The sequence below is a fragment of the Leptospira langatensis genome (assembly GCF_004770615.1).
Taxonomy (GTDB): domain Bacteria; phylum Spirochaetota; class Leptospiria; order Leptospirales; family Leptospiraceae; genus Leptospira_B; species Leptospira_B langatensis.
The window spans coordinates 74,413-93,582 of record NZ_RQER01000004.1 but is presented as its reverse complement, the minus strand read 5'-3'; the positions used below and the strand labels follow the sequence as shown (position 1 = coordinate 93,582).

Below are 19,170 nucleotides of genomic sequence, written 5' to 3'. Positions count from 1 at the left end.
TATTTATTTTCCCTGAATAACTTGTTCGTTTGAGAATGTTTCAAAATCCATTTCTTTAGGTAATGGAAATGGAATGGGAAGATCTGGATGTTTGGATCGAACTTCTCGTAAAATTTCGAAAGCTTCTTCTTTATGTTCCGAATCGAACAAACAAACCGCTAGATTAAATTGCGTGTACGGATTTTCACCGTAGTGGGCAATAGATTCCCGAAAACAAGAGATCGCTTCAGATAATTTTCCTAAACGAGCAAACAAAATACCGATGCAGAAAGATAGATCCTCTTCCGTGTCGAAGAAATTTTTCTTTCGTAAAATTCGCATTCCTTCTGAGAGAATTTCGGTCTGCACGGAAGAAATCTGTGAGGAATCGAACTGAGGCAGGATTTTATCGTAAAACATCAGAAAGACTTTAGTATCCCAATTGCATACTTTCAGGCAGGCAATCGTTTCCTGAAGAGGTATATCTTCGTTCAATTTTTCCCAACTTCTTCTGAGATGAATAAAATCATCTATAGAGAAGTTACGCTGGGATCTCGCGTATTCTTTCGGCAGAAAGGATAACTTGCTTCCAATAGGAGTGTATATATTAAGCCGTAGAAAGTCTCTTTCTTCAATATCCTCCAAAACCATCCACGATTTGTCTCTTGCCCAAAGGCCTAAACAGTGGAAGTTCACCGGCATGGAAATGCTTCCATGTTCGACAGGCGTTTGGGCGGCGCTCAAGGTTAGATCTTCGATTTTGGGAGTTCCTTTATCGCAAATAAAGAATATACTATCAGTGAATATAGTGGAAAATCTATCCAAGCAACGTATTGCGGTGGTGGGAAAAGAAAGGAACAGGTTATTTATTTGTTCTTGATACTCTCTTAAGATCTTGTTCCAACTCGGATCGGAATATGGTTCATCGTTTTGGATCCTTTCATCCAATCGGATCTGTATTCTTCCCAGGTTGTAAGCGTCTAACTCGTTCCAAATGGATTCCTGATGAACGGTTGTGATGCGGACTTCTCTCAAACCCTGATTCTCGATCTCGAAAAGGTCCTGAGGAACTCCATCAAACACATAGTTGGCGATAAATATATGCAGAAAATCCGATTCATTTTGTAGAATGGATCCGTTTGTTAGTCTGATATTCTCGTCTTTTTCTATGTCACAAATAGCTAAGCTTAAAATTTCAGCTTCGATCCATTTTTGGAGAGAAGAGTGCTTCGCATATTCCCCCACATTAGTAGAAGTAAGATCGGTTAATATATATTGAATATTCTTTTCAGCTAGCAGTTCAGGACAGATCTGCTCCAGCGCACACAAGGTTAGATGGGCAAATTTGCCGGTTCCGCCCCCTATCTCTATTATTTTAAATTTCTGTTTCTTATGCCCTTTGTCCTCGAATATAGAGAGCAATAATTCCGCATAACGACCCGCGATAAACGAATTTGAAGTGCTATAAAAAGGGACTTCGCCTTCTAGCCAAGCTCCGTGCCCTCTTTGCTCAAAATATGTTCTTTGATATTCCCATATTTTGGATTCCGATAGCCTGGCGTTACTTTCCAGAATGGTATATGTACTTTTGGGCACTCGGTTTAAATCCTGGCATTCGTACGTAATGGAAGTCAGAAGTTCTTTAAATTATTTTAATTGTAAATATTTTTATTCATTTGGCCTTAAAATTGTTCATTGTATGTCCTAGAATTGCCATTCTATAGGGAATTATTTCTCTTGCAGGGAAGGAAGGGCGATTTTTTCCAAAGCTAATAATGTCGGATCTGGAGTGTTCTTAATCTGAGCAATATGGATGAGCCAATACTGCGTATGTTCATGCCAGGACAGAATTCTCGGAAATAACCTACACCGACCTCGAAATTCCAAGCATCAACACGGCGATAACATCGAAATACTCTTCGGTTCTGTTTCGAGAATATAGGAAGCAGAATATCCACTTGACTGATCTTGTGATCTGAAATCGAAAACTATAAGACCTTACTCCTTTTTCTTCTATTTTTCGGGAGTTCTCCGATAACCATGACGTTCTCACTTCGTTCACTTGTTAAAATAGGAAGATTCTCCGCAAGAGAGTATATTCTCCTTTCATAAATTACTTTTGCAGGAATCTTCCTCGGATCCGGAATTTCTTTCAGAGTCTTTTTAAAGTAGGAATCCCCCGGATACTTCTATATCCTGCGCGGTGATCCAGCCCATATCATCCGAAAGCAGTTGCGCAATCACATTTCCTATGTCTTGCGGGCTGCCGATCCGTCCGAGAGCGGTCTGATCCGCGAGAGGTTGAATGAACTCCGGATGTTTGTCGAAGGTTCCGCCGCCCAAATTCGTGTGAACCGGACCTGGGGAGACCGCATTGACTCGGATCCTTCTCGGAGAGAGTTCCTTTGCTAAGTAACGTGTCCAAGAAGTAAACGCTGCCTTGGAAGCGCCGTAAGCAGAGTATCCCGGAAACGAACCTCTACTAGAGGAACTGGATGTGTTTACGATCCTTCCTCCGTCTTCCAATAAGCCGATTAAATATTGTGTTAAGAAAAAAGGTCCCTTAAAGTTCGTATTCAGGATCTGATCGAAATATTCTTCACTCATTTCCGCAAACGGCATTCCCCCTCCGACACCTCCGTTATTTACAAGGTAGTCGAAAGTCTCTCTCTTCCAGATCTCTTTCAGGACTTTCCTCACCGATTCAGTAAAGCTTGGGAAGGTGGATTTTTTACTTAAGTCCAAGTGAAGGGCTACCGCTCTCGCTTTACCTTCCTCTTCGATTTCCCGAACCACTGCTTCTGCTCCCTTTTTGTCAGAAAGATATGTTAGGATTACACCTATCCCTCGTTTGCTGAGAATGAGGGCTGTGCTTTTGCCGATCCCATTGCTGCCGCCTGTGACTATCGCTACTTTCATATGCTGATCCTCCTGTAATGAATCATGTCTGCGTCGATTATGGGGGAATTTGCCGGAAGAGTAAAGATTCGATACTGCCTTTTAATTGCCTAATCCTACCTTATGGAGTTATAAAAAATTCAATTTTCACCTATTTAGTTCTTTTAAAAGTCCTAAAAATGCCTTAATAAGAAAGGATCTATGGAAGAGATCTTAAGAGAGATTTCCGAACTTGCTAACCACGCAAGCACTCAACCTACGGAAACGGAGCTACCCGGAGTATGGATCATTAAAGGTGAAGTTCCTCAACACCAACTCTCCGCAGTATACGAACCTATGATAGGTTTCATTGTTCAAGGGGGAAAAACGATCTCGATCGGAGATCAGACCTTGAAAATGAAGTCTCCATCCTATTTTCTCATTCCTATGGAAATGCCGGCAGCAGGCAGAGTGGAGCAGGGGAAGAATGGTCTTCCATATCTATCCGTTGCTTTATATCTGAACCAAGAGTCCCTTCTACAATTGATTCGTGACGTTCCCGATGATCATTGGGAAAAGAAGGTTAACGGAGAGTTTATAGGTTGCGAGGCTAACCAGGAATTTGCGGAAGCCTGGCTTCGTATGTTACGGCTTTTGAATACTCCCGAACATATCCCTGCGCTTTTCCCTGCCTACGAAAGGGAAATCCTTTATCACACTCTTCTTGGACCTCAGGGTTGGAGACTAAGGCAACTCTGTTTTGCGAATGGAAAGGCTCCGCGCATCCACCAAAGTATTCGTTGGATCCGAGAGAATTTCAAGAAGCCTTTCGATATCAAACGGATCGCAGGAAAATCAGGGCTCGCAGTCACAACCTTTCACAGACAATTCAAGGAGATTACCGGCATAAGTCCTATTCAGTTCCAAAAACAACTTCGGTTGTTAGAAGCAAGGAAACTCCTGGTCTACAGTGGATTTTCCGTCTTAGAGGCTGCGTATGAAGTCGGTTACGAAAGTCCCTCTCAATTCAATCGGGAATATTCCAGGTTTTTCGGAGAGTCCCCTGCTCGGGATGCTTCCAGGCTACGGAAATTAGGATAAGGCGACAAGGATTGAGTGATTTTAAAAATGCTTCTATATTTATCCAGGTTATCTTCGAAGAAGAAATGATGTACTCCTGGATAGCTATTCCTTTCTCTCAAGGTAGCTAGAGATCATTAATGCCGTTTCTTTCAAGATCTCATCATCGGAAACGGAGAAGCCTTGTAAGACCATATAGGTTGTGATATCATCCATTACGCGTTGGGCTAAGTATATTGCCGCAGGTTTCGATCGGGGAATGATCTGATCCCCGAAATACTCCATGATTTTCGGTAATTCAGCTTGTATGCGCTCTTGTTCTGCCAGTTTAAGAACCGCTGCAAATGATCGGTCGCTGAGAGATAAAATTATAAATTCTTTATGAAGCTTCGTATTTTCTAAAGCTACCTTTTTCATCCGTACCAATATCTCGAAAATGATCTGAGTGAGATTCACTTTTTTGGGAAGATGCGAGGTAATTTCCGAAGCAAGCTTGCCGTAGAATTCCTCTCCATATTTTCGCAATACTTCGAAGCCGATCGCATTCTTATCTTTATAGTACATATAGAATGTACCCACCGATACTTCGGCAAGGCTTGCGATGTCTCTAATTCCCGTATTTGCATATCCCTTTTTTTTTACGAGTTGATAGGCTGCCGATATAATCCGTTCCTTGCTGGCAATGGAACGGTCTTGGACAGGATTTCTAACACTCTTCCTTTTATTGGCCATTAATTCCTCTCGCACAGGTGCATTGAACCGAAAATGGAACGCATCCCATCTCTAATTGCCTAAGATAGAAAATCCAAAGGAAACGTAAATTTTGATTTACATTCTTAAAACGCTGCGTTTCATAAATATGAACAAAGTTCATATTTTAATATTGAGGGATGGGAAAATGGAACTTCTAAGGATACGGAAGAGCCTTTCATTTAAGAAACAGGTTTATAGCGGAGCATTACAAGTATTCTGTTTGCTGGCACTGGCCCTGACGGCTTTCGAAAATTGTAAGGGCGTAAAACAAGGAAGATTCTTCAATGATCAGGCGTATCATTTCCAAACTCTGAGAGTCTTTAACGATATAAGAAGCGATGGTGCTGATACGGGAGAGATCCTAGAGACAATCAGCCATATTGAAGAAGGCAATGCAGGCAGTTGGTTTGACGCTTGGGAGAAGACCGGGGACCGGATCTTCCAAAAGGCGGAAGGTATCATCGATCCAATAAGTCGAGGTCAGGCTTACCTGAGAGCGCATAACTACTTTAGAACCGCCGAATTTTTCCTTGATCCGGAAGACCCTAAGAGACCAGAGGCTTTTGATAAACAGGTCAGAGCGTTTCTTTTAGGGTTAGATTCACTTTCCATAAAATACGAAAGGATCCACGTGCCGTACGGGAAATATTATCTGAATGCGATCTATTACCCGGGTCCCAAAGGTTCAGACAATAAACCTCTTATTGTTATGGTGAATGGCTTCGACGGAACGATGGAAGAATTGTATTTCGATCTGGTAAAGAGTGCGAACGAGCGAGGCTTCAATGTGCTTACTTATGAAGGGCCTGGTCAAGGTTCTATCATACGAAATCAAAACTTACCATTTAATCCTGAATGGGAAAAACCGAATACCGCGGTCTTAGATACTTTTCTAACCAATCACGCAAAGCCTGGTAAGATGGTCCTGGTTGGAGTCAGCTTGGGAGGGTATCTTGCGTCAAGAACGGCGGCCTTTGAAAAGCGTTTCGACGGGTTGGTGGCTTATGACGTTATGTATGATTTTGGAAAAGTGGCGGAGAATGCAACTCCGGGAATAGCGCTATGGCTGGAAAAGCATGAGTTTTACGGTTTAATAGAAATTCTAGTAAAGATTAAATCTTCTTTCTCTCCCACATTTTCTTGGGGGATCAAGAACGGCAGATGGACTTTAGGAACAAAAACGACGAATGAAACTCTTTCAGCCATGAGGAAGTTTAGCTTAAGTGATGTTGCAGACAAAATAGACCAAGATGTTTTGATTTTTGCCGGTGCTGAAGATCATTTTATTCCCATATCACAAGTAGACGACTTTAAGAAAAGTTTAACAAATGCAAGGAGTGTTAAAGTAATCACCTATGATCGAGAATCAGGAGGTGCGGAACACTGTCAACTTGGAGCTCCTACTTTATGGCAGGCCGACTTTTTCGATTGGATGAAGAAGTTTGAAGAGAAATGATCGATGGTTTTTGATAAATCTCTTTGCTTCAGGGAGCTTATTACGAAATGAGAAAGATCTTAGAATTTTTAAAAAGTATCTTTAAGGCGAAAACGAAAAAGTTAAACTTTAAGGGAGAAATTTGGTGCCCTGGAAGAAAATTAGAATTGAGAAGAAAAAGGCTTTTGGCACGGCTAATGTTAGAATCGATAGGCAAGACCGAATTCAAAGCGGAGTCGTCCGCTAAGTGGGTAGATATTTATAAACATTGGACCGGGTCTTTAAGAATACAGATCCAGCACGACACAATAAAAGATGTTACGCCCGAGATGATGAAGTGGTGGTTTGAGAATTTAGGAAAAACAGTAACCTGGAATGGCGAGGAAGTAAGCTTATATCATTTGTGGCACCATCGAGATCATATAGCAATAACGCCGTTAACAAATCCGAAAAACAAAACAAATAAGGGTTTTGCAGTCGGCGCATTTAGTCTGATCGAAGAGCAATTTAACGATTTTCATGAAAGGATTTCCGCAAGAGTATATACTACCAAGTTAGACGAAACCGAGTTTACCTTTCTGATCAAAAAATGGGGTCTGACCGTCGGAGATATAAAGCATTATTACTCTCCATCTAAAGATGGGATCGATTTTTATGCGGAAACATTAATCGGCATAAATATCCCTCTACTAGGTTGGGTAATAAATTGGTTGGTCCTTCCTTTCATATACTCGAAGCAAACTGCCGAAAACTGGATCCGGCATAATATAGAGGAAACAGGCCAATCCGAGAAGGTTATTCCTTATCTTTACTCGTCGAGAAATGGAGACTAAGCTCAATCCTTTTTAGAAAGAGCCAGATAATTAAAACTAGAACATGATCTAATTTGTTGACAATTCCCAATCCGCCGGTCAGAGTCGCTCCATGGGATCATTCTGGCTTATTGCATTGCTAGCGCTATTCTTGGCAGTGAATTTCGGGTTACTTATATTCTCAAAACCTCGTCGGTTGGACGATCTGTTCGATGGGGAATTCACAACCTCCGTTAAGAGACTTTCAAACGGAGCATTTCAAGTCTCGGTTCGAACGCCCATGCCTGGAGTGTCGCCGGAAATGGTAGGACTCTGGTTTTCGGAATATCTTCGTACTACAGAAGATTATAAACGCTGGCATCCTAGGGCTCATGTTTGGATGGATTGGGAATCAAAACAGCCAGGCATATTAGTGGGTGCGAGTCATCTTGTGCATGAATACATAGGTCCAACTTTGATGAAGCTTAGGATCAATTTTATTGATCCTAAAATATTATTTGGATACGATCCAAATAATAAAGACCACTTCGTTGTTTGTGCATTTGTAGGTGACCTTAATTACCCAGTAAATTTCGGTTTTTTGTGTCATTCAGTACGGAAAACCGCAGAAGGAGCGGAAATGCGCTCGCGTTTTTGGTTGGGACATGTCCGTTCACGCGGAGCTACGATAGGAATATTCAATCTATCATTACTAGCTAACTTACCCATTCTTCGCTTTTTAGCTTTGCGTCGTTCGACTGCGGAGCATTTACAAATTCATTGCTTGGAAGAAATGGGAATATTAGCAGGATTTCTTCCTTCCCTTTATGAAGCGAACTCAAACCCAATGAATTCAAAAAGACCCTAATTCAAGACTGGGGGAATGATTATCCTTTTCGTTTGGATATAAAATTAAAAACCTTTACAATTCTTATGTCGATCGCTTGTTCTTATGGAGGGATCCAATTGATCGATCTTTGTGCAAGGTTAAAAAAGAAACCATATATGAATAAGGAAAAACAATGTTACGTAAATTGAATTTTTCTCTGGGTATTATTCTTTTGATCGCATTTCCGATTACCGGACTCTACATGCAGTTTTATTTTCGCCCAGAACATCTTGCGGAGACAACCGCTAGAATGGAAATGCGTGCGAATCACATTTATATTCTATTCGTTTCCTTTTTAAATTTGCTCTCGTTCACATCCTCGGTTCCTAATTCCTCTCGATTTGCTAAATCTTTGGATTCTATTTCTCGGATTCTCTTTTTAACGGCAGGTGGTCTTTCTTTCCTCGCATTCTTAAAAGAACATACGGGAACTTTGAAAGGACGTTGGTTTACTTTCCTTTGCGTTCTATCGTCTTTAATCGGAGTTGTCTTTTTTGTTGCGGCTAATATTATTTCTAGAAGGTCCAAAAGTTTAGGATCTTAAAATACTAAATGCGTAAAGCGTTTTTAAATCACATCTTCGCGATTCCCTTTGATTTTGTTTCTATTGAAAACCAATAGTTGATACAATCTTAAAGAGATTCAGTTTTCCAATATACATGAACGCAAATAGGATCAGAGTAAGGATATGAAAAAGATCCTTGTTCCCGTTCTGTTACTTGGTTTTGTGTTTGGGGTGCTTGCAATTGTCACTGTCTTTGTTGTGTTGCTTTCGGCCTTATACTGTAGTCGTGGAAGTGGCTGCTCAATGGGAGTGAATATAATAATACTTGCTCCCCTACTTTTCCTCGTCCCTGCTGTGGCGGGAGCTTTACTCCCATGGATCTTAGAGGAGATTTCTCGCCCTGTATTTAAGATTTCTTTAATAATCTCGTCGATTTGGGGGATCGAAATATTGCTTGTGGAGTATGGGTTAGTATCGTTAATCTCTAGAGCTGATCGCGGCATGGATTTTAGGGATGCGTTTGGTGCGGCAGGCGACTTCTATTATTTCGTCGCTCTGAGACATTTGATTTTAGTTCTGATATTGGGTACTATCGGATTTATATTGGATAAGAGGTCTGAAAAGCTCCAAAAAGAAACGCTGAATGAGTGAGGATAAAAAGTTTTTTATTTAAGAGATTAGCGAAGATAGAAAGTGTAAATTGCGAGAAGTAGAATGGCATTCATATCCTCTTTGTTAATCTTCTGATACTTTAGTTGAAAGTCTCGAAGTAACAGATCGAAATCAAAATCGCCTAAGGCTGCATATTCTTCCTTCGATCCTAAATAATATTTTGATCCTTGATTCTTTTGTATTTCTTCGTCTAGATCGTTCTTTAAGTTCCGGATCGTATCTATTCTGCTTTGGTCATAGTCTCCTAACTCGTAGTATTTCAACCTTCTCTTGATCTTCTTTTCCGTTTCTTTCGAGTTATCATATTCGTACACTAGTTCACTGAAACAAACGTAGTCATAAGATGTTTCTCTTTTTTGGGGTGGCATTCAGATGCGTATTGTTTGGCTTTAATTAGGGACCCAAGACATTCTTCGATTTACCCTGCATAATTTGGTTCATGAGTTCCGAGGGCGGCATAGACTTTTGTAGCTCAGGTTCAGAAGGAATCTTCTGCTTTTTTGTTTCGCCAAAGGAGAACCCATTGCAAGGATCCGAAGGTGAAGAAGGCATTTGTTTGATCGCACGAATCCAGGAACAGGCCATTTTTTGGTATCCGACCGGGCCCGGATGAACTCCATCCGGTGAATAATCCGTTTGCGTTTGAAGTGCATCATACATGTTCACTACTACCACTTGTTTTGCGAAGTTGTTTGCCAGTGTGCTTTGGATCCATTCGTTGTACTGTTTGACGAGCGGGTTTAAGACGCTATGGTCTGCACACCCTGTGCAGGTGGAGGCAGGTTTCACAAAACGGACGATTTGTGCTACATAGATCTTAGTGTTTGCATTCTGAGAGATCAAATTTTGCACGATCTGAGTCAGATTGGTCTCGGCTGAAGAGACGGATTTGCCTTGCACAAAATCATTCGTTCCTGCATGAACTAGTGTGATAGATGCATTACTAGGGAGCAAAGCTAACGGTACCAATTGATCGGTGCGAAAGCCGGGGTATCCGTCGTGTGACATGGAATTGGTTTCCCATTGAGCGGTATAGGATCCTCCACATTGATAACCCTCTGTCGCAAAGAGAAATTGATTCGAAGGTTGCAAGGCCAGTTCGGTCATCCATCCGCGATATCCTCCTCCCCAAGAATAGATTGCACAGCTTGCACATTGATAGAGTTGGCTGTTGTATTTCCAGTATGTCATACAAAATCCGGGTATTCCGGCACATTGGACAAAACCATAACCGTAAGTAATTGAGTCTCCGAATTGTCGAATGACCTGTATGCCGGCGGATTGTTTCGCACTCGATTGCTCCGCCGAAATTTGATTTGGCCAAAGAATGCTACAGAAGACGCAGCATGATAAAAATATAATGAATAAAAAACGATATAGGGAAGTGAGCATAAATTCTCCTTTCAGTCGATCCATTCTCTCACAAGGAGAATTGTTTATTGGATAAAAATTATTGATCTATTGTTAATAGATATGTAAATCGGATTTGCAAGCCAAAAATTCCGACTAACGGACAAATTAGAAAGTTTTCTGATTTATTTCACAGAGCGCCTTGCATTCTATATCATTTTTATCCGGATCTCGGTCATCTAGGCTTCCATTTCCATGTGAAGGACAGAAGAAGGATGGAGGCAACCGCCGAGAATAATATAAGGTAAATGGAATATTCCCATCGAAAGCCTTCTTGGCTTGTCATCCAACCAACGGCTTTCGAGAGCGTTGTCCGGCCAAGATAGCCGAACAATCCGATAAAGCCTGCAGCTGTTCCTACGGCCTTTTTGGAAGTGAAGTCAAGACCGGCAACTCCGAGTAACATAACCGGAGGATATATAAAGAATCCTACTACTCCGAAAAGCGTCAGATCGATCCAAAGATGACCTTGGGGAACGAACAATAACCCGTAGAGGGCTGCCAAGATGGGTAGGATACACAGTAGACTGACCATGCCTCTTTTCCCTCCTACTTTATCGGAGAACCACCCGACTAACAAAGTAGAGCCGATCCCTGCGAATTCATAAATGAAAGTACTGAGTCCTCCCTTTTCCAAGCTGGCTCCTTTGGCAAACTTTAGATAGGACGGACCCCAATCTGTGAGACTATATCGCACTATATAAACGAAGAAATTCGCTAAGGCAAAGACCCAAACATATTTATTTAAAAGAACGGAATCTAAAATGATCTCTTTGAAACTGAGCTCTCTTTCCCTATCTTCTTCGGATTGTCCCTCCAAAGGAGTCTTGGAATTGTATTCTTCGATCGGAGGGAGCCCTACAGATTGAGGAGTATCATATAAACGTAAATAAAGATAGATAGCTGTAACGATCGAAATGCCTGCCGGTATATAGAATGCGTTTCTCCAACCGAAATGAGAAGCACTCGCCGCTGCGATGAGTCCGACTAAGCCTCCTCCTACGTTATGCGCTATGTTCCAGATCGCGAATTTTTGTCCTCTTTCTTCTGCGCTAAACCAATGTCCCAGTGACCTTCCGCAAGGAGGCCATCCCATTCCTTGGAAAAGACCATTGATTGCCCACAGAAGTAGGTGCGTTTCATAATTCGAGCTGGCTCCAAAGGCGATATTACATAATGCGGTGAAGACGAGACCGACCGACATAAAGACTCTCGGATTGCTTCTATCCGAAAGCGCGCCCATAAGGAACTTTCCGATCCCGTATGAAATTGCCGTAGTGGCCAGGATATTGCCTATCTGTTCCTGTGAGTATTGCAGATCTTGGGCAAACTCTTTTGCGACTACGGGAAAGTTATTTCTGACTAGATAGAATACCGCATATCCTACGAACGTAGATTCTAAGACCCTCCATCTTAACCTTGGGTAGAGATCTTGTATCTTTTCTTGTGGGAGCCGTTTAATAGGTGGAGAAGGTTTAAACCAATTCAGGATTGTGGAAAGCATGAAAGGTCAATCCTTCTTTTCTTTGTAACTCTTACAAACATTTTCGAGAGTGACTAGTTCCGATCCTATTGGAAGGACATTTCGATTCAAATTGCTTTTAATCATATGTCCTCTGATCGGAATTTCGATGGTCAAGCTGACTGCAGGTCAACCAGATTGCATTACGAAGGAACGGACCTCGAAGATCTTCGTTCTTTATTTGTAGGATCGGAGGATGCGAATATGAGAAAAAAGAATACGGAAAGACAAGCTTACTTTGTAGGAGGAGGGATCGCGAGTTTAGCTGCTGCTGTCTATCTGATCCAAGACGCAGGTTTCGAGGGGAAGAATATCCATATTATGGAATCTTTATCTATTCTTGGGGGAAGCAACGACGGCTCAGGGACCGAGTCTAAGGGTTTCGTATGTCGTGGAGGCCGTATGTTGAATGAAGAGACATACGAGAATTTTTGGGATCTTATGGAAAGAATCCCTTCTTTGGAAGACCCTAGTATTTCCTTGAAGGAAGAGATATTCACCTTCGATCATGCGAATCCTACGCATTCTCTTGCTCGTCTGATCGATAAAGATGGAAATATACTCTCAGTCACCGATATGCAATTCAACTCGGAGGACCGATCCAAATTAGTCCGACTATTCTTTGCGAATGAGAACGATCTTGATGATTTGACGATCCGAGATTGGTTCGGCGACCATTTCTTTACCACGAATTTTTGGTACATGTGGCAGACTACTTTTGCTTGGCAGGAATGGTCTAGCCTATTTGAATTCCAACGATATATGAAGCGGATGCTTCTGGAATTTTCTAGAATTGATACACTCGAAGGAGTGACCAGAACTCCTTATAACCAATTTGATTCGGTGATCCTACCCATTAAAACATACTTAGATCAAAAGGGTGTGAATTATCATTTGGATAAGACGGTAATCGATCTTCAATTTCTGGATGCGGATGAGATCACTGTGACCCATATCCATTGGGAAGATAAAAATGGTAAGGCGGGAAAGACTGGTTTAGACAAGGGAGATCTCTGTTTCTTTACGAACGGTTGCATTACGGATAACTCGAATAACGGGAGCTATCATACTCCGGCAAAATATTTACCGGAAAATCCGCCGAGTTTTCTTTTATGGCGCAAGATATCGGATAAAAAACCTGGCAAGTTAGGCAACCCGAACCCGTTCTTCCAGAAGCCGGATGAAACGAAATGGTTTTCTTTTACGGCAACCTTTAAGGGTCAATTTTTCTTACGATTGATCGAAGAATTCACGAAGAATAGGCCGGGCAGTGGAGCCTTGATGACATTTAAGGATTCTTCTTGGAGAATGTCGATTGTGGTCGCTGCCCAACCTCACTTCAAGACCCAAGATAAGGATACTACTATCCTTTGGGGTTACGGTTTGTTCCCGGATCAAATAGGGGATCTTGTAAAAAAACGGATGTCCGATTGTACTGGCGAAGAGGTTCTGGATGAGCTGATCCATCATCTTCATTTTGAAGAACATGGATCTAAGATCAAATCGAGTGTCATTAACGTAATTCCCGTTATGCTACCTTATATTGATGCGTTGTTCCAGCCTAGAAAGAAGTCCGATCGACCCGCAGTAGTGCCTACAGGCTCAACGAATCTTGCCTTGATCAGTCAGTTTGTGGAAATTCCAGAAGATATGGTATTTACCGAGGAATATTCCGTTAGAGCCGCTCGCTTAGCTGTTTATACTTTGCTCGGGATCAACAAACAAGTGGCTCCGGTGACCAAGTATTGGAAGAGACCAACGGTGTTAGCCCGCGCCGTCCATACTTCTTACCGTTCGTAGAACGATTTAATTAAGCAGTTAGGTGAGAGGCTGATGAAATTCTTTAAAACTCTGTTATGCCTTTCCCTAAGTAGAAACAGATAGAATCGAACACTTGCTTTATATTGAATGAATATGCATTTAATAAAATAATAGAGGGAACCAAAATTATGCATATTAAGATAAAGTTATTTACTTTTACTTTAAGTAGGAAGAAAAATAAAATTATATTGCAATAAAGCTTCTTGTTTAGGGTCTTTACATTCCTCTAATTTTCCATTGCGAAGTAAATAAGGTTTGTATTTTAATTTTTCAAAAAAGGAAAAAATCCAACCGAAAGATTCCGCGGAATTTCTATGATGATCTATTTCAATTAACAATTTAGGGCGGTACTGTGAGATTGTTTTGGAAGCGCCTTTGATTACATTAGATTCTAATCCTTCTACATCAATCTTGATAAAATCTACCTTCGGAAAATTAAATGAGTCTAGTGTTTTTATTTCCACTTCAAGGTCAACATACGGGCCATTAGGTTTATTGAGAGATGCTCTAGTTAGAGTCGTACGTCCTTTTAATATTGGAATATATAATTTCATTGACCCTGATTGATCCGATAGTGCAACATTATGTACTGTAATTTTATTTGAACCGTAGTCCTGTAGGTATTTTACACATTTTGGAATTGGTTCAAAACATTCTACTTTGCTCGCTAATTTCGATAGAGCGTATGCGTATATTCCACGATTTGCGCCAATATCAATTGCAATACCGTTTTTAGGGATCAGATCGGAAAGTATAAATATTTCGGGCTCTAACGCTTTGAAGAAATACTGCGCGTAATATCGAAAGGGCATTCTATAAGAGCTAGGTATTATATTTTCTAGTGGTTCGAATAATCGAATGAATTTTTGCAATAAATTCAACTGCTCGAAAGGAGGGGTTTCGTTACTCGGGTAGCTATTGTTTTCCATCTATCGTAGAATTTCCAGCTTTTTGAATGATCTTATTTGTAATTCAAGTGGAGTTAGATCTCTGGGTCAATCGTTTTCCCCAGTATTCGAAATAGATTGGCTTTTAGAGGTTGCCTGAGAACTTGAATATAAACATCCTGCAAAAAATAAAAGCCAACCAATTATATTGGCAGGCATGTAATATGGTCTTATTGGAAACATTGTTAGATGAATGAAAGTAATAGTATAAAGAACGGCGAAAGATCAAAAGCAAAAGTTTTTACAACGATTATTAAGTCGATTATTGTGATCGCGAGTGTGTTATACTTTGCGTATTATTTGAAAGGCAGTATAGGAAGGTTTCCGTCTATTGATTGGAATGTTAAGACGGCGCTTATTTTCTCGGTATGCTTTTTCTTATACTGTATAAATATGATTATCGCAGGACTTAACTGGTCTCTTTTGCTTAACGAATACGGCGATTTTCTTTCACCCTTCAATGCGATCCGAATCAGTCTTTTGACCCAGTTCGGGAAATATTTGCCCGGTAATGTCGGCCATCATTTAGGAAGACTTTATATGGCCGCAAAACATGGGGTGCCTAAGTTTGTTTCTTTGCAGACTATCTTTTATGAAACCCTTATCTTGACCGGAACAGGTTTTTTTGTTAGCTTTTTAGGCTTTCTCCTTTCGAAAGAACGATCCTTTTCTATGAGAATAGAGATCATTCCAATTTTACTATTACTAGGAATAATTCTATTTCCTTTCTTCGTTCCCTTAGTAAATCGCATGCGTATTCCCTTATTGTTAAAAATTACGGGTGGTAACCCGCTTAAGGCTCCTAAGATCTACGCATTAGTCTTCGTAGTTTTCTTTGATTTACTTACGTTCTTGATATCAGGGCTATTGCTTTCATTAATTATAAACTTTGCATTTCACGTTCCTGCAAATGATATTTTATTCTTAACGTATGTGTTTGCATCGTCTTGGATTATTGGCTATCTCCTTCCAGGTGCACCTGCTGGTTTAGGTGTAAGGGATGCAGCTCTCGCAACTGGTTTGGGATTGCAATTTGATCCGGGGATTGCTCTTGCTACAACCATCTCATTCCGCATTATTGCTACTGCAGGAGATGGTTTTTTCTTTTTGATCACATTGGTGACGATGAAAAAATCAGAGACTTAATGTAAGCAACTAGATAAAGCTCTTATGTCAGTGTGCTTCAGCTATCTCAAATAGAAAAATACAATTATTCGGGAGAAATATTTCCCTATCTCCTAGAATTTGGCAGTATAAAAATTTGATCTTTTTTCTCTCTGGATGCCTGTCCATTTTTGGAGGAGAATTCCGTAGTGCTCTCCAATTTATTCTTTTGCAGCTCTGCGATCACACCATCTGCATATTCATCGAGGTTCATTCCTGGAAGAATGTCTTCTTCTAATACCGCCTATTTTGACTTTCTCTTTCTTGCGTTCGGACTCCGATAGATCTTAACGAGCGAAGAGTTCTGATCGCTCTTGGCGTGCATTTTGTTCCGAAGCGATTGGATATTATATTCTAGTTTTCTTAAGCTAGGTAGGAGTTCTTTCTCCTGTTCGAATTTGAGCCCAAGATATAATTTTCCCTTTCTGTCCATCGTGCGCCAGCAGATCTTTCCGTTTATTGGGATCGGGGGCTTTCCTTTGAATACTAAGTCGAACTTGAGTGTTTCACAGGGATATAGACAATATATTATATTTTTATCGCTTATCTTGATTCGGGCGCCCGATTCGGAAATGTCCAGAATATCGAATCGATTGGTTGCTTTGACAGAATCGGAACTTTCTATTTTTTCTGAGACCTTATTGGCTAAGGCATAGAGTTCGGGAAGATCTTCCGCTAAGATAGGCTCCACCTTGCTTTGTACCCACAGGTATGCCTTCGGGTACGAATCCTTATCATTTTTATCGAAAAGGATAGGAAGTATAAGTTCGGAAGTGATGGATTCGTTCCTATATCTGCGGATGGCGGACAATATATTCTTGCCGAAGTAAGTTATATAATTCACGAACTGAGGAAGGTTCTCCGTGTAGGAACTCGTTTTGCTCGTGTCAGGAATGAAGAAGATCTTTTTGGTCTTTCTAACGATATTAAATTTTAGTTCTTGGCCTCGTTCGAAGGACCCGATCTTTATTTCCCCGAACTTCGGATGATTCAAGTCCTGGCTAAAGGTTTCCAAGATCGTTCGCATAAGGTTCGGAGAAGTGTGATGGTTTAATTCGAATTGTTTCGGATGATATACTACGTTGGTTGCGAATACGGAATCGTTTCTAATAAAGATACGATCGTCCTTTCGGTTCTCTTTAGCTATATGAATAGATTCTATTTGGAGTGTGAATTCGTTATTCGCGATACGGTTTATTGTCCTGCAATTTAACTCTATATGCTTTTTCAGGGTCTTTTGCAGAAGGATCCTTTCGTTTGAGGCCGGTTGGAAGTTGTCCGAAAAACGAACGGTTATCATTTCGGAATTGTTGGAAATATTGATAATTTCGCATTTGTCCGCGCTGGATCCGCCTTTAATCCCTAGTTTTTCCATATAAAGGAAGGATTTTATGATCTTATAGATCACGGAATGATCGGATAAAGTATCGTATTCTCTTCCTTGTGTTTTTCGGGCGCTCATTGGATTTCTCAAACGTAGTCTATATAGTAATGTCCGACGAAAAAATGAAATAACCTCCACATCATCTTATAATATGTTCTAACGTATTGTAATAAGCCATCGAAAAAAATTTCTCTTTTTTCAATGGTTCGTCTCCCAAGTAAAATATTGATCTTTGTCAATTTTTATCCACTTATCCGTTACTAGTGGAGTTAAATTTATGACTTTTTACACAAGCACTGTTCTCTTTGTGTCACTTCAATCACAGGTCTATTGAGTTGAGATTTTCGCTCATTACAAAATATTAGCTAACCGTAATATTTTCGGTTTACCTCCAGTCTGTAAAAATTGTTCAATCGCTATCCCGGTCTTCCTTCCGGAAGAAATTGAGTGGGGTTTGCAAAAGAGAGAAAATATGAACGGCGAGTTAGATCAAGTAGAAGATGTGCAGGTTGTTTCCGGACATTCGGGCTTGGGAAAAATTTTGATCCTCGAAGATTCGTCCGAGATCGCGTTACTTTACGATCAGTATTGTAGAAAGATGAACTGGGAGTTCGATATAGTTTCGAACGGAAAGCTCGGAATGGAAAAAGTCCAGGCGGCAAAAGAGCCTTACTCCATATATTTTATCGATCTGTTTATGCCTGAGCAGGACGGAGCTACTTTCATCAAGAGTTTAAAGGAAGCAGATCCGGATGCGGTGATCGTAGTCCAATCCGCACTGGAGGAGCCGGACAAGATCATAGATGTGATGAAGCTGGGAGTTTTCGATTATTTGATCAAACCGGTGGATAGAGAATCATTTAATCGAGCTATTACATTGGCTTACCAATACAACGGTTTACGAGATTTCCAAAGTAATGTGGAAAGATCCAACAGGGATGTATTAAAGGAGCAGTTGGATTGGTTAACGTATAAAGATTCTATCCGAAAGTCGGATCAGAGCGCTTTGTCTATTTCCACGATTAAATCCCTTAGCACTTCTTTTTCTCAAGGATCCGGTATTGGGAGCATTCTTTCCTTACTTGATCTTTTGAAAATGGGCCATAAGACTACGGATAATGGGGCTCTTGTAAATAATGAGATACTCAATCTCCTCTATTCTAATCAAGAGGTCCTGAGAAAACAGATCGATGGCTTATCTAAGATCCTCACCTTAGCCGCAGAAGAGCCTAAGCTGGACACCATTAGCATAAACGAGTTGATCAGCTCCTTAAGCAAAAGATCTCAGATATTTCTTCCCTACCTTGAAAAGAAAGACTTGAAGATGCGTTTCTCATCCACGAAGGCTTGTGAATCCTTAAGATTAAACGAGGAATGGATACAGATCGCCTTTGAAGAACTGATCTTAAATGCATTAAAATATTCTAAAAAAGGAACTTTTGTAGATATTTATTTCGGCCGTATAGACGGATATTTTTGCATAGCGGTCAAAAACGGTGTGATCACCCATCAGCATCTTGTCGACGAGGAGCACAAGGAAATACTAGTTACTCGTCCTTTCTTTCGGCTCCTTCCTCCTGTAGAGGAATTTACCGACCTGGAGCAATACGGAATGGGACTGGGGTTGACGGCAGTCGAACTGATCGTAAGCAAACATAGGGGCATATTTAATATTCATAATGTGTCCGACCATACTTCGGCCTGCATAGAGCCTTGCGTCATGTCGGAGATCTTTCTACCGGTCCTGTCCGAGAAGGAAGTTTAAGAACCTATGTCTGGATCCTCAGGAAGCAGAGATTTGGAAGATAAGCTGAGAAAGTATGCAGTGCTTATCCTTCTGGATCGGTATAACCGGCTCTACGATGACATTCAGAATGCGGTCCCGGATTGGTGGAATATAGGTGAAGCGGAATGGGCTGATTCCTATCAGAGTGCCTATTC

General features: G+C 40.9%; 16 protein-coding genes. 8 read left to right on the top strand and 8 right to left on the bottom strand.

Annotated features, from left to right (window positions below; translation table 11 throughout):
• Positions 1 to 3: 3 nt before the first annotated feature.
• Positions 4 to 1,575: an SAM-dependent methyltransferase gene (locus EHO57_RS04625; protein WP_135646291.1), complete on the bottom strand. Its 1,572-nt coding sequence runs from the start codon at positions 1,573 to 1,575 to the stop codon at positions 4 to 6.
• A 567-nt stretch (positions 1,576 to 2,142) separates the two neighbouring features.
• Positions 2,143 to 2,898 carry an SDR family NAD(P)-dependent oxidoreductase gene (locus tag EHO57_RS04620; protein ID WP_135646292.1) on the bottom strand — a complete coding sequence of 252 codons (756 nt, stop codon included), beginning with the start codon at positions 2,896 to 2,898 and terminating at the stop codon, positions 2,143 to 2,145.
• A 180-nt stretch (positions 2,899 to 3,078) separates the two neighbouring features.
• Between EHO57_RS04620 and EHO57_RS04615 the strand changes: the two genes are divergently transcribed.
• Positions 3,079 to 3,957, top strand: a complete 879-nt coding sequence (locus EHO57_RS04615; protein ID WP_135646293.1) for an AraC family transcriptional regulator — start codon at positions 3,079 to 3,081, stop codon at positions 3,955 to 3,957.
• Positions 3,958 to 4,041: 84 nt separating this feature from the next.
• Here EHO57_RS04615 and EHO57_RS04610 read toward each other — a convergent pair whose 3' ends face one another.
• The gene (locus EHO57_RS04610; RefSeq protein ID WP_135646294.1) at positions 4,042 to 4,668 is read right to left on the bottom strand and encodes a TetR/AcrR family transcriptional regulator; all 627 of its coding nucleotides are present in this window, start codon (positions 4,666 to 4,668) and stop codon (positions 4,042 to 4,044) included.
• 91 nt (positions 4,669 to 4,759) lie between these two features.
• On the opposite strand from EHO57_RS04610, the gene EHO57_RS04605 reads away from it, so the two are divergent.
• The 4 genes from EHO57_RS04605 (at position 4,760) to EHO57_RS04590 (ending at position 8,960) form a co-directional block, all read left to right on the top strand.
• Complete coding sequence (locus tag EHO57_RS04605; protein WP_246050526.1) at positions 4,760 to 6,145, top strand: alpha/beta hydrolase family protein; 1,386 nt, start codon at positions 4,760 to 4,762, stop codon at positions 6,143 to 6,145.
• A 176-nt stretch (positions 6,146 to 6,321) separates the two neighbouring features.
• Positions 6,322 to 6,957: a DAPG hydrolase family protein gene (locus tag EHO57_RS04600; RefSeq protein WP_135646295.1), complete on the top strand. Its 636-nt coding sequence runs from the start codon at positions 6,322 to 6,324 to the stop codon at positions 6,955 to 6,957.
• 91 nt (positions 6,958 to 7,048) lie between these two features.
• The gene (locus EHO57_RS04595; RefSeq protein ID WP_135646296.1) at positions 7,049 to 7,783 is read left to right on the top strand and encodes a DAPG hydrolase family protein; all 735 of its coding nucleotides are present in this window, start codon (positions 7,049 to 7,051) and stop codon (positions 7,781 to 7,783) included.
• Positions 7,784 to 8,492: 709 nt separating this feature from the next.
• Complete coding sequence (locus EHO57_RS04590; protein ID WP_135646297.1) at positions 8,493 to 8,960, top strand: hypothetical protein; 468 nt, start codon at positions 8,493 to 8,495, stop codon at positions 8,958 to 8,960.
• A 26-nt stretch (positions 8,961 to 8,986) separates the two neighbouring features.
• On the opposite strand, the gene EHO57_RS04585 is transcribed toward EHO57_RS04590, so the two are convergent.
• From EHO57_RS04585 to EHO57_RS04575, 3 genes are all read right to left on the bottom strand, one after another.
• Positions 8,987 to 9,349, bottom strand: a complete 363-nt coding sequence (locus tag EHO57_RS04585; protein ID WP_135646298.1) for a hypothetical protein — start codon at positions 9,347 to 9,349, stop codon at positions 8,987 to 8,989.
• 25 nt (positions 9,350 to 9,374) lie between these two features.
• The gene (locus EHO57_RS04580; RefSeq protein ID WP_135646299.1) at positions 9,375 to 10,373 is read right to left on the bottom strand and encodes a GDSL-type esterase/lipase family protein; all 999 of its coding nucleotides are present in this window, start codon (positions 10,371 to 10,373) and stop codon (positions 9,375 to 9,377) included.
• 193 nt (positions 10,374 to 10,566) lie between these two features.
• Positions 10,567 to 11,895, bottom strand: a complete 1,329-nt coding sequence (locus EHO57_RS04575; RefSeq protein ID WP_135646300.1) for an MFS transporter — start codon at positions 11,893 to 11,895, stop codon at positions 10,567 to 10,569.
• 222 nt (positions 11,896 to 12,117) lie between these two features.
• Between EHO57_RS04575 and EHO57_RS04570 the strand changes: the two genes are divergently transcribed.
• Positions 12,118 to 13,713, top strand: a complete 1,596-nt coding sequence (locus EHO57_RS04570; protein WP_135646301.1) for an oleate hydratase — start codon at positions 12,118 to 12,120, stop codon at positions 13,711 to 13,713.
• A 182-nt stretch (positions 13,714 to 13,895) separates the two neighbouring features.
• On the opposite strand, the gene EHO57_RS04565 is transcribed toward EHO57_RS04570, so the two are convergent.
• The gene (locus EHO57_RS04565) at positions 13,896 to 14,663 is read right to left on the bottom strand and encodes an FkbM family methyltransferase (RefSeq protein WP_135646302.1); all 768 of its coding nucleotides are present in this window, start codon (positions 14,661 to 14,663) and stop codon (positions 13,896 to 13,898) included.
• 207 nt (positions 14,664 to 14,870) lie between these two features.
• Here EHO57_RS04565 and EHO57_RS04560 point away from each other — a divergent pair, with 207 nt between their 5' ends.
• A complete protein-coding gene (locus tag EHO57_RS04560; RefSeq protein ID WP_135646303.1) occupies positions 14,871 to 15,827 on the top strand; it encodes a lysylphosphatidylglycerol synthase domain-containing protein in 957 nt (318 codons plus the stop codon).
• Between the two features lie 262 nt (positions 15,828 to 16,089).
• Here EHO57_RS04560 and EHO57_RS04555 read toward each other — a convergent pair whose 3' ends face one another.
• The gene (locus tag EHO57_RS04555) at positions 16,090 to 17,307 is read right to left on the bottom strand and encodes a PilZ domain-containing protein (RefSeq protein ID WP_135646304.1); all 1,218 of its coding nucleotides are present in this window, start codon (positions 17,305 to 17,307) and stop codon (positions 16,090 to 16,092) included.
• 394 nt (positions 17,308 to 17,701) lie between these two features.
• On the opposite strand from EHO57_RS04555, the gene EHO57_RS04550 reads away from it, so the two are divergent.
• Positions 17,702 to 18,994, top strand: a complete 1,293-nt coding sequence (locus EHO57_RS04550) for a hybrid sensor histidine kinase/response regulator (RefSeq protein WP_135646305.1) — start codon at positions 17,702 to 17,704, stop codon at positions 18,992 to 18,994.
• Positions 18,995 to 19,170: the final 176 nt, after the last annotated feature.

Bases quoted from the DNA above. Each gene is read 5' to 3' on its own strand.
- EHO57_RS04585 (WP_135646298.1), bottom strand. From the start codon at position 9,349: ATGCCACCCCAAAAAAGAGAAACATCTTATGACTACGTTTGTTTCAGT.
- EHO57_RS04575 (WP_135646300.1), bottom strand. From the start codon at position 11,895: ATGCTTTCCACAATCCTGAATTGGTTTAAACCTTCTCCACCTATTAAA.
- EHO57_RS04615 (WP_135646293.1), top strand. From the start codon at position 3,079: ATGGAAGAGATCTTAAGAGAGATTTCCGAACTTGCTAACCACGCAAGC.
- EHO57_RS04560 (WP_135646303.1), top strand. From the start codon at position 14,871: ATGAATGAAAGTAATAGTATAAAGAACGGCGAAAGATCAAAAGCAAAA.
- EHO57_RS04550 (WP_135646305.1), top strand. From the start codon at position 17,702: ATGAACGGCGAGTTAGATCAAGTAGAAGATGTGCAGGTTGTTTCCGGA.
- EHO57_RS04570 (WP_135646301.1), top strand. From the start codon at position 12,118: ATGAGAAAAAAGAATACGGAAAGACAAGCTTACTTTGTAGGAGGAGGG.
- EHO57_RS04600 (WP_135646295.1), top strand. From the start codon at position 6,322: ATGTTAGAATCGATAGGCAAGACCGAATTCAAAGCGGAGTCGTCCGCT.
- EHO57_RS04580 (WP_135646299.1), bottom strand. From the start codon at position 10,373: ATGCTCACTTCCCTATATCGTTTTTTATTCATTATATTTTTATCATGC.
- EHO57_RS04555 (WP_135646304.1), bottom strand. From the start codon at position 17,307: ATGAGCGCCCGAAAAACACAAGGAAGAGAATACGATACTTTATCCGAT.
- EHO57_RS04595 (WP_135646296.1), top strand. From the start codon at position 7,049: ATGGGATCATTCTGGCTTATTGCATTGCTAGCGCTATTCTTGGCAGTG.
- EHO57_RS04610 (WP_135646294.1), bottom strand. From the start codon at position 4,668: ATGGCCAATAAAAGGAAGAGTGTTAGAAATCCTGTCCAAGACCGTTCC.
- EHO57_RS04565 (WP_135646302.1), bottom strand. From the start codon at position 14,663: ATGGAAAACAATAGCTACCCGAGTAACGAAACCCCTCCTTTCGAGCAG.
- EHO57_RS04620 (WP_135646292.1), bottom strand. From the start codon at position 2,898: ATGAAAGTAGCGATAGTCACAGGCGGCAGCAATGGGATCGGCAAAAGC.
- EHO57_RS04590 (WP_135646297.1), top strand. From the start codon at position 8,493: ATGAAAAAGATCCTTGTTCCCGTTCTGTTACTTGGTTTTGTGTTTGGG.